The sequence below is a fragment of the Brachyspira alvinipulli ATCC 51933 genome (assembly GCF_000518245.1).
GTDB classification, from domain to species: domain Bacteria; phylum Spirochaetota; class Brachyspiria; order Brachyspirales; family Brachyspiraceae; genus Brachyspira; species Brachyspira alvinipulli.
This window is the reverse complement of sequence record NZ_JADF01000019.1, coordinates 81,382-96,972: the sequence shown is the minus strand read 5'-3', so window position 1 is coordinate 96,972 and position 15,591 is coordinate 81,382. Positions and strand designations below refer to the sequence as shown.

At 27.3% G+C, this 15,591-nt stretch carries 16 protein-coding genes and 1 pseudogene; 9 read left to right on the top strand and 8 right to left on the bottom strand.

Going from position 1 to position 15,591, the window contains the following annotated elements; translation table 11 throughout:
* Window positions 1–7 precede the first annotated feature (7 nt).
* The 3 genes from T324_RS0102715 to T324_RS0102705 are packed head-to-tail and all read right to left on the bottom strand — an operon-like array spanning window position 8 to window position 732.
* The gene (locus tag T324_RS0102715; protein WP_028328853.1) at window positions 8–196 is read right to left on the bottom strand and encodes a hypothetical protein; all 189 of its coding nucleotides are present in this window, start codon (window positions 194–196) and stop codon (window positions 8–10) included.
* Window positions 193–552, bottom strand: coding sequence for a hypothetical protein (locus tag T324_RS0102710; RefSeq protein ID WP_028328852.1), 360 nt, complete (start codon window positions 550–552; stop codon window positions 193–195). The genes T324_RS0102715 and T324_RS0102710 overlap by 4 nt, the downstream gene beginning before the upstream one ends.
* A complete protein-coding gene (locus T324_RS0102705; RefSeq protein WP_028328851.1) occupies window positions 553–732 on the bottom strand; it encodes a hypothetical protein in 180 nt (59 codons plus the stop codon).
* A 177-nt stretch (window positions 733–909) separates the two neighbouring features.
* Between T324_RS0102705 and T324_RS16575 the strand changes: the two are divergent.
* The 7 genes and pseudogenes from T324_RS16575 to T324_RS0102670 all read left to right on the top strand — a co-directional run.
* A pseudogene (locus tag T324_RS16575) lies at window positions 910–1,425 on the top strand (hypothetical protein); the annotation flags it as partial.
* 321 nt (window positions 1,426–1,746) lie between these two features.
* Window positions 1,747–2,313 (top strand): DUF4234 domain-containing protein, encoded by a 567-nt coding sequence (locus T324_RS0102695; protein WP_028328849.1) that lies wholly within the window; start codon window positions 1,747–1,749, stop codon window positions 2,311–2,313.
* A gap of 165 nt (window positions 2,314–2,478) precedes the next feature.
* A complete protein-coding gene (gene gatB, locus T324_RS0102690; protein ID WP_028328848.1) occupies window positions 2,479–3,930 on the top strand; it encodes an Asp-tRNA(Asn)/Glu-tRNA(Gln) amidotransferase subunit GatB in 1,452 nt (483 codons plus the stop codon).
* Window positions 3,931–4,162: 232 nt separating this feature from the next.
* Complete coding sequence (locus T324_RS0102685; protein WP_028328847.1) at window positions 4,163–5,887, top strand: class I SAM-dependent methyltransferase; 1,725 nt, start codon at window positions 4,163–4,165, stop codon at window positions 5,885–5,887.
* A 188-nt stretch (window positions 5,888–6,075) separates the two neighbouring features.
* Window positions 6,076–6,693: an OmpA family protein gene (locus T324_RS0102680; RefSeq protein WP_028328846.1), complete on the top strand. Its 618-nt coding sequence runs from the start codon at window positions 6,076–6,078 to the stop codon at window positions 6,691–6,693.
* Window positions 6,694–6,714: 21 nt separating this feature from the next.
* The gene (locus tag T324_RS0102675) at window positions 6,715–7,362 is read left to right on the top strand and encodes an OmpA family protein (protein ID WP_028328845.1); all 648 of its coding nucleotides are present in this window, start codon (window positions 6,715–6,717) and stop codon (window positions 7,360–7,362) included.
* Window positions 7,363–7,453: 91 nt separating this feature from the next.
* Window positions 7,454–8,551, top strand: coding sequence for a HEAT repeat domain-containing protein (locus T324_RS0102670; protein ID WP_028328844.1), 1,098 nt, complete (start codon window positions 7,454–7,456; stop codon window positions 8,549–8,551).
* A 56-nt stretch (window positions 8,552–8,607) separates the two neighbouring features.
* Here T324_RS0102670 and T324_RS0102665 read toward each other — a convergent pair whose 3' ends face one another.
* The 4 genes from T324_RS0102665 to T324_RS0102650 all read right to left on the bottom strand — a co-directional run bounded on the left by T324_RS0102665 (window position 8,608) and on the right by T324_RS0102650 (window position 12,682).
* Window positions 8,608–9,015 (bottom strand): DUF4234 domain-containing protein, encoded by a 408-nt coding sequence (locus tag T324_RS0102665; protein WP_028328843.1) that lies wholly within the window; start codon window positions 9,013–9,015, stop codon window positions 8,608–8,610.
* Window positions 9,016–9,140: 125 nt separating this feature from the next.
* On the bottom strand, window positions 9,141–10,496 hold the full coding sequence (locus T324_RS0102660; protein ID WP_028328842.1) for an aspartate kinase: 1,356 nt from the start codon (window positions 10,494–10,496) through the stop codon (window positions 9,141–9,143).
* A gap of 139 nt (window positions 10,497–10,635) precedes the next feature.
* Entirely contained in the window at window positions 10,636–11,271 is a 636-nt protein-coding gene (locus tag T324_RS0102655; protein WP_028328841.1) for a hypothetical protein, read from the bottom strand.
* Between the two features lie 4 nt (window positions 11,272–11,275).
* Window positions 11,276–12,682 carry an AAA family ATPase gene (locus tag T324_RS0102650; protein ID WP_028328840.1) on the bottom strand — a complete coding sequence of 469 codons (1,407 nt, stop codon included), beginning with the start codon at window positions 12,680–12,682 and terminating at the stop codon, window positions 11,276–11,278.
* Window positions 12,683–12,859: 177 nt separating this feature from the next.
* On the opposite strand from T324_RS0102650, the gene T324_RS0102645 reads away from it, so the two are divergent.
* Window positions 12,860–13,882 carry a GGDEF domain-containing response regulator gene (locus T324_RS0102645; RefSeq protein ID WP_028328839.1) on the top strand — a complete coding sequence of 341 codons (1,023 nt, stop codon included), beginning with the start codon at window positions 12,860–12,862 and terminating at the stop codon, window positions 13,880–13,882.
* A 6-nt stretch (window positions 13,883–13,888) separates the two neighbouring features.
* Window positions 13,889–14,479 carry an L-threonylcarbamoyladenylate synthase gene (locus tag T324_RS0102640; RefSeq protein ID WP_028328838.1) on the top strand — a complete coding sequence of 197 codons (591 nt, stop codon included), beginning with the start codon at window positions 13,889–13,891 and terminating at the stop codon, window positions 14,477–14,479.
* Here T324_RS0102640 and T324_RS0102635 read toward each other — a convergent pair.
* The gene (locus T324_RS0102635) at window positions 14,474–15,502 is read right to left on the bottom strand and encodes a LacI family DNA-binding transcriptional regulator (RefSeq protein WP_028328837.1); all 1,029 of its coding nucleotides are present in this window, start codon (window positions 15,500–15,502) and stop codon (window positions 14,474–14,476) included. The genes T324_RS0102640 and T324_RS0102635 overlap by 6 nt on opposite strands.
* Window positions 15,503–15,591 lie beyond the last annotated feature (89 nt).

The window sequence follows — 15,591 nt, the reverse complement described above, 5'->3', positions numbered from 1 at the left end:
ATTCCTACTAATTTGATGAACCATATATACGTTCTTTTTCTTTTTGCTTTTTATAATAGCTTTCTATATAATCCCTAACTTTATCAGCACATTCTTCGCATAATTCATAACAGGTTCTGCTTCCTGAATCTTCGATATTCACTTCAAACAAATATTCATTATCATCAAAATATTCTTTACACATATCACATTTCATTCTTCTTCAACCTCCTTATACGGATAATATTTCAAACATTCGTCTTCTCCAAACATAGCCTTATTGATCTGCTTATTTAATGCCTCAATATCAATACCTGCTTTTTTTAATGTTTCTTCTATTTTCTCATAACTGCTAGGAGCTAAATCTGAAGGATAATTTCCGTCATCTAAATCAAACTCTACATTGCAGTCTAAATCTTCAATGCCTCTTTCAATTAAGTAAATTATGTCTAAAGATAGTATTTGAGGTTCTGCTTCATAGCATAAAGTTTTTGTATTTTTGTTAGTTTCTATATTTGGCTGATTAGAAACAAATATGTCTTTCTTGTTATCACTTTTTATCAAATCCGACATTTATTTCTCCTTATTTACCTTAAATAAAGGAACTATAACTCCAAGTCCTAATTCTTCACTTGTAATTATTCCTCCGAAATCTGCTAAAGTGATTCTATCTTTTTCATCTTTGACACGAACAAATATTTGAGCATCATCTTCAAAGTTTTCTAATTCTTTTTTGAATTCTTTTACTAACATTTTTTACTCCTTAAAGTATTGTTTTTTATAAAAAATACATCTCTGTATTTACCAGCATATTAATCTTAGAATTAGCATGAATTTTTATTTTGAAGTTCAATGTGATTTGTCAAAATTGAATATTATTTGTCTAGTGTTTGAATGTTATTTGTCTTTGACAATTTATGTTATTTTTAATATAAAGAATTTGAAAGATTAGACTTCGGAGTTTTATTAGAAAATATTAAAGTAAAATTACCAGAACCTTTAAATAAAAGATTTTTAGGTGCTGCTGCTGTAAGGGCGGAGGTAACAATAAGAAACTATTCTTTTTATGGAGAAGGTGAAGCAGGAAGAGAGGCTTATGGAGAGCTTGTAAATTTTAAACTATTAGGAGATATTAAAACAGAGTATTTTACTAAAGATAATTATGATAGAAATTATTATGATACTCTTGAATATAATTCTAAAGATGATTATGTGAATATAAGAGATAAACCAAATGGAAAAATAATAGGAAAGATTTTGAAAAATGATATGATTAATAATGGTGGACTTTTATTGGAAGCTGATATTAACGGCAATTTAAGTGATTGGGAAAAAAACTGGATTGAAGTGTATTACTTACCCCCTGATGATAATGACGGCAAAGGTACGATTCATGGCTTTATTCATGGTTCGCAGATAAAACTTGGAGATATTTTAATAAATTAAATGATTATTTTGTTATATATCTTTTTTCTGATAAAGGAAGTGAGGCAATATTGTTGGATTTTATTAATTACTAACAAGTTTTTACATTTAATAAATAGGTTTTTAATATGCACTTTCGCGAAGCGTGCCGAAGCCAGCTAGTGAGTTTACTCACTAGCTTATTTAAGGCGGCTGCACATTGCTTCTCAATGTGGACTTCGTCGCGAACATAGCAACAAACAAGTGAGCCGAGCCAGCCCCACAGGGGCACAGACGTGTGAATAAGTTTACTTATTCACTACTTTAAGGCGAGGCGAACATAGCAATAATGGAAATAATTTTATGAATATAGGTGCTGTAAGATCAATTCCTGCAATGTTTATTCTAAACTTCTTTACTTTAGGAATATACCATTTCTATTGGATTTATTATATCAGCTTAGAAGTTAAAAAATTTACTAAACGAAAGGACATATCTCCTGAATTAGAACTGTTGCTTAGTATTATTACCTGCAATCTTTACAGCATATTTTGGTATAATAAATACGGAAATATTATTCATAAAGAAATAGCTTTAAAAATTGATGAAAACGATAAAAATGATGTTACTCAAATAAGTATGGTTTCATTTATTATCGTATTATTTGTAGGTATGCCAATTATAGGGGGATTAATATTTGCTTTTGTTATGGGAGTATTGGTAAGCGGTATGGCAGTACTTTACGGAGGAGCATATAATAGTTTTACTTTGAATCCTGAAATATTATTAATATTTGCTGGTACTATATTAGCATTTATTATTGTTGTTCTACTAATTACTGCTATGCTGCTTATTCCTGATATTATTATGCAAAATAAATTAAACACTATATGGAAGAAGGTAAAAGAAGCTCATTATAATAAAAATTAATTTTTATTTACATTCTACCCTATTACTATATACTTTCAATTTTTTATTGTTTTCAAATCTTAATAAACGAAAAAGAGTTTAACTATATGTTGAAAAAAAATACGAATTCATATAAAATAAACATAATATTTTTAAAAATTACTTTAATAATTAGGATTAAATAATATGGAATATGAAGCAGTCATAGGATTAGAAGTGCATGTTCAGCTTAATACTAAAACTAAAGCATTCTGTTCATGCCCAAACACTTTCGGTGCTCCTGCAAACACTCTTACTTGTCCAAGATGTCAGGCTCACCCTGGTACTTTGCCTATAGTTAATAAAGAAATGGTGCATAAAACTATCAAAGCAGGACTTGCTACTAACTGCACTATTCAAAAGAAAAGCAGATTCGCTAGAAAACATTATTTTTATCCGGATTTGCCTTCTTATTATCAGATTACTCAAATGGACGAACCAATCTGTACAGAAGGTCATCTTGATATAACTGTACTTAATGATGATGGTTCTTCTTATAATAAAAGTATAAGAATAAATAGAATACACATGGAAGAAGATGCTGGTAAACTTGTGCATGATGATACAGGAAGACCTTTAAGCTATGTAGACTTAAACCGTGCTGGATGCTGTTTGATAGAATGTGTAAGCGAGCCTGATATTTCTACAGGTGAGGAAGCTTATCAATATTTAACAGAGCTTAAAAAAATATTTAAATATATTGATGTTTCTGATTGTAACATGGAAGAAGGTTCTTTAAGATGCGATGCCAACGTTTCTATACGCCCTAAAGGAAGTACTGAACTTGGTACTAAAACTGAAGTAAAAAACATGAACAGTTTTAGAAATGTAAGACTTGCTATTGACTATGAAATAAAAAGACAAATTAAAGCTTTAAATAACGGCGAGAAAATCTTACAAGAAACTAGACTTTACGATGCTAAAGAAAACACTACAAAGGGTATGCGTTCAAAAGAGGGTGCTGCAGATTACAGATATTTCCCAGACCCAGATATACCTCTTTTAGTTCTTAAAGATGAAGAAATTGAACAGGCTAAAAAAGAGCTTCCAGAACTTCCTCAGCAAAAACGCGAAAGACTTAAAAAAGATTATGATTTACCAGATCAGGATATAGTTGTATTAACAGAAGATGCTGCATTAGCTGATTATTATGAGGCAGCAGTTAAAGCTTATCCTAAACAGCCTAAGAAAATAAGCAACTGGATAATGGTTGAAGTTAATGCTTACTTAAATAAAAAACTTCAAACTATAAAAGATTTCAAACCTAAAGCAGAGCATATAGGTGAGATTTTCAAACTTATAGATGAAGGCGTTATAAGCGGTAAAATAGCTAAAGAAATTTTTGAGGATATGTGCGAAACAGGAGAAGCTCCTTCTGCTATAGTTGAGAAAAAAGGCATCAAGCAAGTTAGCGATACAGGTGAGCTTGAAACAATAATCAGAAAAGTTTTAGAAGAAAATCCTAAATCAGTAGCAGACTTCAAAGCAGGTAAAGAAAAATCATTCGGTTTCTTAGTAGGTCAGACAATGAAAGCTACTAAGGGACAGGGTAACCCTAAACTTGTTAATGAAGTTTTAAGAAAGATTTTAAGCGAATAATTAAATATTTGTATATAATGAACCCCATATAGTTTAATACTATTTGGGGTTTTTTATATTTAATTTTTACTATCCCGCCCTTCAAAATTTTAATAACTTTTACTCTGAAATTTAAAAATAACATATTGTTATTAACTTTTTTAATATGCTGTAAGTTTTTTATTTGTAATTATATTTTTTTATTATATAATGCATAGCAATTAAAATAATATTTAAGAATAAGTACACTCTAATGCACAACAATAATATATGTATAATAACAGACATAGGAACTATATACGGATTTGGGCATATAACCCGCATGAAGTTTATAGCTAATAAATTAAAAGATTATTACAATTTTGTATTTTCTTCTATTAATAATAACAGCGATATATTCAAAGATGCAAGTATAAAAACTTGCAAATATAATGAAATAAAATCTATTAACCCTTATTTAATAATAGTAGACAGCAGAGAAGTAGAATCAAGATTTATAAAAGAACTTAAAACTATATCAAATGTTATTATAATTGACAGCGTAGGAAATGAAAGAAAATTTGCCGACATAGTTATAGAAATGCTTCCTAATGTTGATAATTCTAAAGATGTTAATATAAAGCCTTTTATAGCTACTATTTTGAATTCAAATGTAAAACCTAAATATGATGAGAATGCCCCTGTTCTGCTTTATTTGGGATTTAATAATGAATTAAAGAAAAAAGCGTTAGAAATTATAAGCAGAATTGAAAATAAGGATTTCGTTTTAATAGATATAGAAAAAGAAAGCGAATATCCTAATATAAAATATATAAATTTCAGCCCGGATATTTTTTCAAAACCATATAGTGCAGTTATTACATATTTCGGGCTTACAGCTTTTGAATGCATAGAAGCCTCAATACCAACAGTATTGCTTTCACCTACAAAATACCATGATGATTTAGCTAAAAGTCAGAGGGATTTATTTTTTAATATAGGCTTTTTTGAGAATGTTAATATAAATGAAGCTGTAAAAAAATTAAAAGAATTTCTATTTGACAGAGATACACAGAATAAATATACAGAAAATGCTAACTCAATAGATACAGAAAAATCATTAGAAAGAATAAAAACTATTATAGATAATATAAAAGATTTTAAAGATATAAAATGTCCTTTCTGCTCAAGCAGTTTTATAGAAATGAAAAATAGGAATTTAGAATCTAATTTATATAAATGCAAAAAATGTGATACATTATTTAGAAAATATTTTCTTCCTCCGTTTACGGATTATTCATCAAAATATTTTGTAGAAGATTATAAGAATCAGTATGGAAAAACTTATGAAGAAGACAGCGAAAATTTAAGAGCATTAGCCAGAAGACGTTTAGAAAAAATAAAGAAAATAAAACCGAAAGGAAAAATACTTGATATAGGCAGTGCTATGGGTTTTTTCCTAAAAGAAGCATCAGAAAATGGATATAATACTGAAGGTATAGAAATAAGCAAATATGCATCAGATTACTGCATAAATACATTAAATCTTAATGTTCATAATTGTTCATTATTAGATTTTGAATACAAAGAAAAAGAATACGATATAATTACAGCATGGTATGTTGTAGAGCATATATATAATTTTGAAAATATTTTAAGTAAAATATTATATTCACTTAAAGATGATGGAATATTAGCATTCGCCACACCAAATGGATATGGAATAAGCGGAAGATTCAATAAAAATTATTTTTCTATAGTTCCTACAGATCATGCTTTTGAGGCTAATCCTAAATCCTTAGATATACTTCTATCTAAATATTCATTAAAAAGAATAAATTTAGAAAATCAAAGTATTTATTATAACAGATTCTGCGATATATTTAATTTAAATTTAATTAGAAACAATAAAGGAATTTCAAAATTATACCGCTCCATAGCACAAAAGAAAAATTTAGGAGATACATTCGAATGTATTTATGTAAATAATAAAAAATAATGATTTTTCAAAATTATCCGATTTATAATAAAAGCTTATAGTTTTTAATTCTAAAACATGATAAAATATTTTTTAAAAATAATAAATATTTTACAAATGCAATTAAAAACTTGTTATAATAGTATTATGTTAATTGTTATTAGCATAATATTACCAAAAATTAAAATATTGTTCTTAAGGGAAAAAACATGAAAAAAATAGTCTTAATTATGTGTTTAAGTTTTATCGCTATTGTAGCATGTAAAAGTGCCCCAGTAGCTGCTGGACCTGAAAGCGGTTCCGGATTCAATACTAAACAGGCTGATAATCAATCAGCTAAAAAGGGATTAAATCTTCCGGATGGAGCTACCGTTAGAAATACTCCTAGAGGCAGTGTTTTAGTATTACATGATCCTAAATCTAAAACTGATGTAGGAAAGCCGGCAAATAACTATGAAGTAAAATTTGCTTTTGACAAAACTATAGAAATAGGAAGTTACAAAGAGGCTTATAATCTAGTTCATCAAATAATTAATGATAATCCAGATATTAGAATTATGGTAGAAGGAAACTCAAGTAAAGATGGCCCTGCTCCTTATAATTATAATTTATCTAAAAGAAGATCTGATACAAGCTTCAATTATATAATAAAATTGGGAGCTGCAAATAGTAAATTATTAAAAAATGCATTTGGAGAGGCTTTACCTGAATATCCTACTTTAAAAGAAAATAGAAGATGCGAATTTATAATCATAATGGATGAAAATGATTTGAAAAAGTATAACGATTTTGCTAAAACTGTCGACATTAATGCAGAAACAAAATAATATCGAGGTTTAAGCAAAATAATGAAAAAAATTTTATTTATTTTTATTTTATTGATCTTTGTCATAGTATCATGTAAGACTACAACTCAAGGCGGTATTCCAGCAGAGGCTATTGCTGAAAGAGAAGCACCTGCTGAAGAACAGGTACAAGAAGAATCTGATACTCCTGAGGATGTTATTATAGAAGAGGAACAAGCTCCTGAAGAACCTAAAGAACTTTATTTGCCTGCTGGTGCTTCTATAAGACTTACAGAAAGAGGTAAAGTGCTTGAAACTGACCCTAAAATAATTTTCAAGTTTGTAGAAACAAATATGCCTGCTAATGCTGATACAGTATTTTCACAGGTTGTAGAGTTTTTAAATAATAATACTAATACCAGTATAGTTTTAGAAGCTCATACAAGCAACAGAGGAAGAGCTTATCCTTATAACTATAATCTTTCTGTATTAAGAGCTAAAAACGGTAAGGCTTACTTGTTAAATAAAGGAGTAGATTCTAACAGAGTAATAGAAAGTCCTTTAGGTGAGGCTTTGCCTGAATATCCTTCTCAGGATGCTTTAAGAAGATACGAATTCATTGTTATTGAAAATGATGAAGATATGGTAAAATATAATACTTATATTTCAAATTTGGATGTTAAAGCAGAAAGTACGTACCAAGGAAATTAATTTTTGAAAATATTAAAACCCCTTTAATTTTATAAATTGAAGGGGTTTTCTTTATATAAAATAACTTTTAAGGAGATTTTTATTTTTGTTTATGAGAAAAATTATATTTATTTTTTTATTATGTATTAGCTTCGAGTTATTCTCACAGGAAACAACCCCGGAAATATCACCAGAACCTACTACAAACACAAGTATAGGATTAGCAAATCCAGATTTTGAAAAAACTTTTCAATATGGAACACCTTCTCAAAAAATTGCAACTATAGGTAAAATTAAAAATACTAAAAATGAGGCTGATATTGCAATGCTTGCAGCTCATTATCCTGAAGAGATGAATAGCAGAGTTAAATCTGAAATCATTAACTTTTTTAAACAAGTTAAAAATGATAATGCTAAATCTATAATAGAATATGCTATTCAAGATGAGAATGATAATGTGCGTAAGGATGCATATTATTTATGTTCTATATATCCTGATATAAAATTTGAAACTTATATTATGGCAGATATTACAAATGCTAAAGGTTTAGTATTAGACAGTATGATAAATGCCTTAGGTTCTATAAAATCAACAATGGCAGCAGATTATTTACTTGAACAGTATACTAATAATATAGTAGGATCAAGTACAAAAGTGGAAATATTAAGATATTTTAGTGAAACTAAAGACCCTAAAGGAGAAGAAATAGCTAGGAATTCTGCTCAAAATGTAGGAGAGCCTGCTTTAGTTCGTTATATGGCAGTTGTAGCATTGGGAGCATACCCTAGTGCAGAAAATTATGAAATACTTCAGAAGCTATTAGATGAAGATTTACCGGAAATAACAGCAAGAGTTATATATATTCTTCCTGAGTATAATGCTTATGGTGATGTAAAAAAGGATATTGTAGAGGCTGCTAAAAATGACAGCGATTCAGTACGTATATATGCTATTAAGGCTTTAGGAAATTATAAAACAGAATCAGAAATCGAAGAGCTTTTAATATACAGACTTAAAAATGATAATTCCGAAGCCATTACAATTGAAATACTAAATCTATATAAAGATTCTCCTCCTACAGGAAATATGCTTGATGCTATAAAAACATTATCTGAATCATCCGCTAGTAAAAAAATAAAAGATTTAGCTAACTCTGTAATGGGAGGAAGCACTTCTTCTGTAGAAGAAACTTTAGATACAACAAATTAATTTTAATAAAAAAGGCTTACCAATTTAGGTAAGCCTTTTTTATTATAATATAATCTTTATTGATTATCGTTTTCTTCAGGATGTATTTCTATAGCTTTTGTATCATCATCAATACTATTCCATATTGTATTTAATTTATCTTGCAATATAGCACATGATACGATAGCTACAAATAAATCTAATATTACCAATAATATTGTACTATCTTCTACACTATCAATTCCTACTTTTTTAGTCATCTCTAAATATACTATCTTTCCATATTTATAATACCAATATAAAGTATATAAATTACAAGTTACTAAAGTCAATATCAATTCCAAAGCTGGGTTAATATCTTCTCTTTCCATAAAGTTTTTAATTTCATCTGTAGTTTTATAAATCCAATAGAGATAATAAATACCACATGTTACTATTGATAATATAATAAGCATTGGAATGGATCTTACTGTACCTTTATTCATAATGTTTCTCCAAAAAAATAAAAATTATTCTACTATATTTACGTAAAAAATCAATTTAATATAAAAAAAAATTGGGCTTTAATTAAAAAATAATTAAAGCCCAAAATAATTTTACTGATTATTTTTTAATGCTCTTCAAAGAAAGATTTATATATACTCTTTATAGCTCTATTTAAATCATCATCTTTAACGCCTATCATAATACTTACTTCACTTATGCCTTGGTTAAGCATTTCTATATTGATATTGCATTTCTCCATAGCATGCATAGCTCTTGCAGAAACACCAATACATTGCTGCATGCCCTCTCCAACAAGCATTATCAAAGCAAGTCCATGTTCAAAATAAACATTATCAACATTAAGTTCATCACGTACTCTTTCATATATACGTTTTTCTTTTTCTTCTGTAATTGCAGAATTTCTAACTATTACAGAAATATTATCTATTCCTGAAGGAGCATGCTGATAAGGTATATTTTCATCTTCTATTATCTCTAAAAGTTTTCTACCAAACCCCACTTCTCTATTCATCAAATATTTACTAACATAAAGACAAGAGAAATCAGCCTCTCCAGAAACGCCTACTACAGGATTAACATTTTTATTTCTGCTTGCAACTATTCTAGTACCTTTAGCTGATGGATTATTTGTATTAAGTATATGAACTGGAATATTAGCTTCATAAACAGGCTGTAAAGCCTCAGCATGAAGTACATTAAATCCACCATAACTTAATTCTCTCATCTCTCTATATGTAAACTCTTCTATCAATCTAGGATTATCAACTATATTAGGAGCAGCTGCAAATACTCCGTCAACATCAGTAAAGTTTTCATAAACTTCTGCATTAACAGCCTTAGCTAAAATAGCACCTGTAATATCGCTTCCTCCTCTAGGAAAAGTTACAACATCTCCTTTTTCTGTATATCCGAAAAATCCTGGGAATATTACTAAAGAAGTTTCATCTTTTAGTTTAGCTAAATTAGCATAAGATTTCTCCAAAACTGCCGCATTTCCAAACTCCTCAGATAGAAGAAGTCCTGCATCTTTAGGATTAACATACTTAGCATCAACACCAAGTGAATTAATATAAGCTGCTATTACTTTAGCAGATAAATCCTCACCTAAAGCCTTAACTCCATCTATAAATTTAGTTGGAATGCTTTTATCTTCAGCTATTCTCTTTAATATATCACTTTGTATTTCTTCTAAAAGTTCATTAGAAAGAGAAAGCTCATCTACTATATTTTTAAATCTTTCTATAATAATTTTTAATTCTAATTTTCCATCCTTACAGGAAATAATAGTTTCAGCTAGAGTAATAAGTAAATCGGTCACTTTGGTGTCTTCTTTTAATCTCTTTCCAGGTGCAGATACTACAACAATTCTTCTATCCTTATCGGCTAGAACTATATCTACAACCTTTTTTATCTGACTTGCATTTGCTACAGAAGAGCCTCCAAATTTTGCTACTTTCATTTTACTTATCCTCCATAAGTTGTTAAAAAATTACTATATATAATAACACAAAATGCTTTTTATTTCAAATATATATTTTACTATAACAGATAAATTTCGAAAAATATTAAAATATATTAAGAATTTTTTGCTATTAATATTATATATTTATAATTGCCCTATTATTATTTAGAGTATAATTATCATATCTCAACTTTATTATATTGATTTCTTTAGAATTAAAAAAATTATTTGGTATTGTTTTTGCTAAATATATTTTATTTTGCTTCCAACATGGAATATTCATCATTGCTAATTTTCGCTTGGAATTAGATAAATAATCTAAATTAGTATATATATTATTATCTTCGTAAAAAGCTACATATAACTCTATTTTATTAATATTTAAATGCAGGGGTGATATCAAAGTCATAACTCTTAAATATCCATATATTAATTGATCTGATAATCTTTCTAATTCCGTTATACTAATAGATGATTTTATTTCCAAAATATCTAATTTATATGAATCAGCAGCAATTTTTGATATTAAAAAAATATCTGCTGAATTATTTTTATTTAAATGATAAAATTTATTATTTCCCTCTATTTTTCTAATTAAAATACAATTATTGTATGGCAGAATAATGTTGTAATTTATAATATTATGATTGGAATTACTATCTTCAATACTCTCTTCATGGCAAAATGAATTACTATTGATAATATAAAATTCAAATATATCCTTATTATAATACTTGTTTAATTTACATATTTTATCATACAATTCTTGCATAAAATTAATTATCCAATTTTTCAATAAAGTCGTCGAATTCTTTAGATACTTTGATTAAATAATCATGGAATGTAGGAACTTCAAAACCATATTTAGAACCCTCTAATTCCGTCACTTTGGTAAATCCGTCTTTTTCAATATCAAACTGATACATTTTAACCTTATCTTCTGAAATCAAATCATCTTCATCATAATTATAAATTTGCATAAGCTCTTTTCTTTTATCTTCACTATTAGCATTTAATTTAATCATATTATTTATATGCTGAATAATTGTATCGCTATGAGTTGTTATTAAAATATGAATATGACTATTAATTAATTTAATAAAAACTCTTGTTAATTGCTGCTGAAGATAAGGATGCAAAGAAATTTCAGGCTCTTCCATTAATAATCTATATTTTATTAAGCCGTATTTCAAAAATAGGTATAAAGGTGCTAGTTCTGTAATAACAGCAGAAGATAAATACATTTGAAATTCTGTATTCATATTTTTAGGCTGATAATAAATATTTCCTGTTTCAGAATTAATATTTATTTGTCCAGAGATTAAATTTTCTTCAAAGAAATTAATCATGAAATATAATTTTTTTGTCATATGTTCTATTTTATTATTTTGTTTAGATAAATAATTTAAATGATTTAAAAAATCAATAACAGGTCTTGATAAGTATTGATTATTTTTTTCTTCTGTATATCTATCATATTTATCAATAATTGCAGAACTAGCTATATCACTTTTTGTCAATAAAAAACCAGTTCTTGAAACAGGCAAAAATATTTTATTTGTTTTTGAAAGTTCATATTGTATTTGAAAATAACTATTTATAATAAAATCAACCATATTTTTTATAATTTCTCTATATCGTACTTTATCTTTTGTATATCCAACTCCTCTTTCTATCCCTCCTTTTCTTATACCAATAAAAGATATTTCTATATCATCACGAATATTCTTTGATTTAACTTTTTTAAATAAAAATTTATCATAATTTAATTTACATTCTATATATTCCAAAATAATTTCATTACTTGAATTAAATATATAATTGACTACGTTATTTGAGTATTTATTCAATAATGCATTAAATAAATCTATAAAATTTTTTATTTCTTCAATAGACATATTCTCTGATTTATCAAAATCTAAAGTTTCAATATAATTATCTATAATATCTTTAGTTTTTTTATATTCTTCAAGCTCTTCTAAAGTTTTTTCATCTTTAAATATGATATCTATTACTTTGTTAGTATATTGAATCAATCCATAAATTAAAGTCATTAAATAACTCTTTCCGCTGTTGTTGTCGCCTACAAAAAGTGTAAACGGAGCTAGTTCAACTTCAGCCTCTTTAATTTTAGCAAAATTTTTCACATAAAGGGTTGGGTATTTTCTAATTTTTTCTGACATAATTCAATCTAAATATATTTTTATTAATATGGTCGGTAATTATTATATTATAAACATATATATTTTGTCAATATTGATAATTCATTGATATTCAGCTTCTATTTTTTATTCAATATATTCTATAAATTTACGATATTGTAATATATGAATTTATACTTTTTAAAGATGTAATTAATTATGAATGAAAACATTTTAGTAGTAGAACACAGATCAGATCTTTTAGAAAGATTTGTTGATATACTAAGAGAGAGACATTATAACCCTATATCAACAAAATCACGTTCACAGGCTGTAAATATAGCTAATGAAAGCACTATAGATTTAATATTGCTTGACGCTGATATAGGAGATTCCCAAGGTTTGCAACTGCTTGATACATTTAAAAATCAGGAATCTACAAAGGGTACGCCTGTTATTCTGCTCAGTACTCCATATAGAAAAATGGAGTTTATAGAAGAAGCTATTAATTTAGGAATTGACGGACTTATATTTATACCTTTTGATGAAATGGAATTGGTAGTTAGAGTAAACAGCTGTTTAAAATATAGAAAACTTTACTTAGAACATCAAAAATTAATAAAACAAGCAGATTATCTTCAGAATTCTTTAAATGATATGACAGAAGTTTCTAATAGAAATTATCAATCATATAAAGAAGCACAAAAGAAATATGATGATATATTAAATGTAGATTTGGAAACAGGCCTTTGGAACAAAAAAGAATTTTATGAACAATTTACAAGACTTCTTTATGAAACTGTAAGACATGAGGAAACTATTGTACTTGCTTGTTTTTCTATAGATGGGCTTGAAGAGATTATTAATGAATTTGGTATTATTGCTGCAGAAGAGATAATGCTTAAATTTACAGAAGTGCTAAGAAAGTCCACCAGAAGAGAAGATATACTTGCACGTTTTGATAATAATGAATTTATGGTGGCATTTAATAGAATGAGTATAAAATTCTATGATAAAAAATTAGAAGAGATAAGAAATTTTGTTGATAAAAATGAATTAGAATATAACGGAATGATAATAAAATATACGATATCCGCAGGTATTTCATACACAGCATACAAAAAAAATTACCATGTAGAAAGTATGGATAAAGAGATAGCTCCCGTTTTACTTGCCTTGCATAATGCTAAAAGAAGAGGATTTGCAAGCGTATTTGTTCACCCTACTTTAATCAAAAGGTGAGTTTCAATGATAATCAATATTGATAAAAACAACAAAGAAAGTATAGAGTATGCCGCAAATGAAGTTATAAAAGTAATAAATAAAGGCGGTGTTGTAATTTCTCCTACAGATACAGTTTACGGAATGCTCGCTGATGCTTTTAATGTTGATGCTGTTAATAAGATTTATAAGATAAAAGAAAGAGAAAAAGATAAGCCTCTTTTGATACTAATAAAAGATATAAAATACTGCAGTAAATTCTCAAATATGGAAGTTCCTGATATAATAAAAAACAATGTTCCGGGAGAATTAACTTTTATTATGCCTCTTTCTGACTCTCTTAAAAACAATTTCCTATACTTAAAATCCACAGTAGCATTAAGAATTCCAAAAGATGAATATATGGAAACTATATTAAAATCTACTCCCCCTATAGTAGCTCCTTCTGCCAATCCAAGCGGATACGGTGTTATATTAGACGGAAATAAATTAGCAGAAATTTATAAAGACAAAGTCGATTTAATAGTTAATGCGGGAGTTATAGAAAATAAAGTTCCTTCTACATTATATGACTGTTTAGAAAATAAAATTTTGCGTCAAGGAAATGTCCGCTTATAAATTTATTCTTGCACTGCTTTCTCTAGGCATAAGCATTCCATTTATCATGCATACTTTATAATAATCATTCTGAGGAAATCTTATTTCTTTATCCAATATATCAACAGCCGATTGTGCTATATTTATTTTAGGTACATCTATAGTCGTTAATATAGGATCTATAAATAAACCGGTAGGTAAATTATCATGCCCCACTATGGATATATCTTTAGGTATATCATATCCTGCATTTTTTAAAGCTTTCATAATACCTATAGCTATAGTATCATTAACACAAACTAAAGCTGTAGGCATATCTTTAGTTTTAGATAAATATTCTTCCATATCAGCAACTGTTTTATCATAAACAGAATCCACTAAAAAATAATCCTTTGAATCAAATTCCAAATTAAAATATTTTAAAGATTTATAAAAAGCCTCTCTCCTAATAATAAGATTTGAAGCATTGGATTTACTGTCAACAAGCCCTATTCTCTTATGTCCAAGATCAACTAAATGCTCTACTAATTGAAATATACAGTTCTCATTATTCATTGTTACAAAATGACATTTTATATATGGATAATAAGCATCTAAAAATACAATTGGTATATCTATAGATGATAATAACACAACATCTTCCCTATAAAGTTCTGTACTTAAAATTATGATTCCTGAATAATTCTCTGATTCTATATAGGGTTTAATAGAATTTATTTGATCTTTTGAATAACTTAAAATTTCTAATTTATAATTTAATATTTTACTTCTGTCTATAGTTCCTTGTATATAATCAGCTAAAAAAACATTGTGAGTTTCATTCAATATATGTCCATGCCTCTCTATTTTTATAAAAGCTATTCTTTTGTTATAAGTATTTTTTTTATTCTGCTTATATCCCATATCCATAGCTATTTCATTAATTTTTTTAGAAAGTTCTGCTCCAACTCCGTTTTTATTATTCAAAACTAGAGATACCGCAGCTACGGAAACACCCGCTTTTTTTGCTATATCAGCAAGATTTATTTTATTGTTATTTTTCATTAGTCATTTACCAATTTATTTTATTTATTAATAATACTATCAAAAGTATATAAAATCAATACAGAATATTTACTAAAATTTAAGTATTT

Bases quoted from the DNA above. Each gene is read 5' to 3' on its own strand.
- T324_RS0102680 (WP_028328846.1), top strand. From the start codon at position 6,076: ATGAAAAAAATAGTCTTAATTATGTGTTTAAGTTTTATCGCTATTGTA.
- T324_RS0102710 (WP_028328852.1), bottom strand. From the start codon at position 552: ATGTCGGATTTGATAAAAAGTGATAACAAGAAAGACATATTTGTTTCT.
- T324_RS0102660 (WP_028328842.1), bottom strand. From the start codon at position 10,496: ATGAAAGTAGCAAAATTTGGAGGCTCTTCTGTAGCAAATGCAAGTCAG.
- T324_RS0102670 (WP_028328844.1), top strand. From the start codon at position 7,454: ATGAGAAAAATTATATTTATTTTTTTATTATGTATTAGCTTCGAGTTA.
- T324_RS0102705 (WP_028328851.1), bottom strand. From the start codon at position 732: ATGTTAGTAAAAGAATTCAAAAAAGAATTAGAAAACTTTGAAGATGAT.
- T324_RS0102655 (WP_028328841.1), bottom strand. From the start codon at position 11,271: ATGCAAGAATTGTATGATAAAATATGTAAATTAAACAAGTATTATAAT.
- T324_RS0102715 (WP_028328853.1), bottom strand. From the start codon at position 196: ATGAAATGTGATATGTGTAAAGAATATTTTGATGATAATGAATATTTG.
- T324_RS0102675 (WP_028328845.1), top strand. From the start codon at position 6,715: ATGAAAAAAATTTTATTTATTTTTATTTTATTGATCTTTGTCATAGTA.
- T324_RS0102640 (WP_028328838.1), top strand. From the start codon at position 13,889: ATGATAATCAATATTGATAAAAACAACAAAGAAAGTATAGAGTATGCC.
- gatB (WP_028328848.1), top strand. From the start codon at position 2,479: ATGGAATATGAAGCAGTCATAGGATTAGAAGTGCATGTTCAGCTTAAT.
- T324_RS0102650 (WP_028328840.1), bottom strand. From the start codon at position 12,682: ATGTCAGAAAAAATTAGAAAATACCCAACCCTTTATGTGAAAAATTTT.
- T324_RS0102665 (WP_028328843.1), bottom strand. From the start codon at position 9,015: ATGAATAAAGGTACAGTAAGATCCATTCCAATGCTTATTATATTATCA.
- T324_RS0102645 (WP_028328839.1), top strand. From the start codon at position 12,860: ATGAATGAAAACATTTTAGTAGTAGAACACAGATCAGATCTTTTAGAA.
- T324_RS0102685 (WP_028328847.1), top strand. From the start codon at position 4,163: ATGCACAACAATAATATATGTATAATAACAGACATAGGAACTATATAC.
- T324_RS0102695 (WP_028328849.1), top strand. From the start codon at position 1,747: ATGAATATAGGTGCTGTAAGATCAATTCCTGCAATGTTTATTCTAAAC.
- T324_RS0102635 (WP_028328837.1), bottom strand. From the start codon at position 15,502: ATGAAAAATAACAATAAAATAAATCTTGCTGATATAGCAAAAAAAGCG.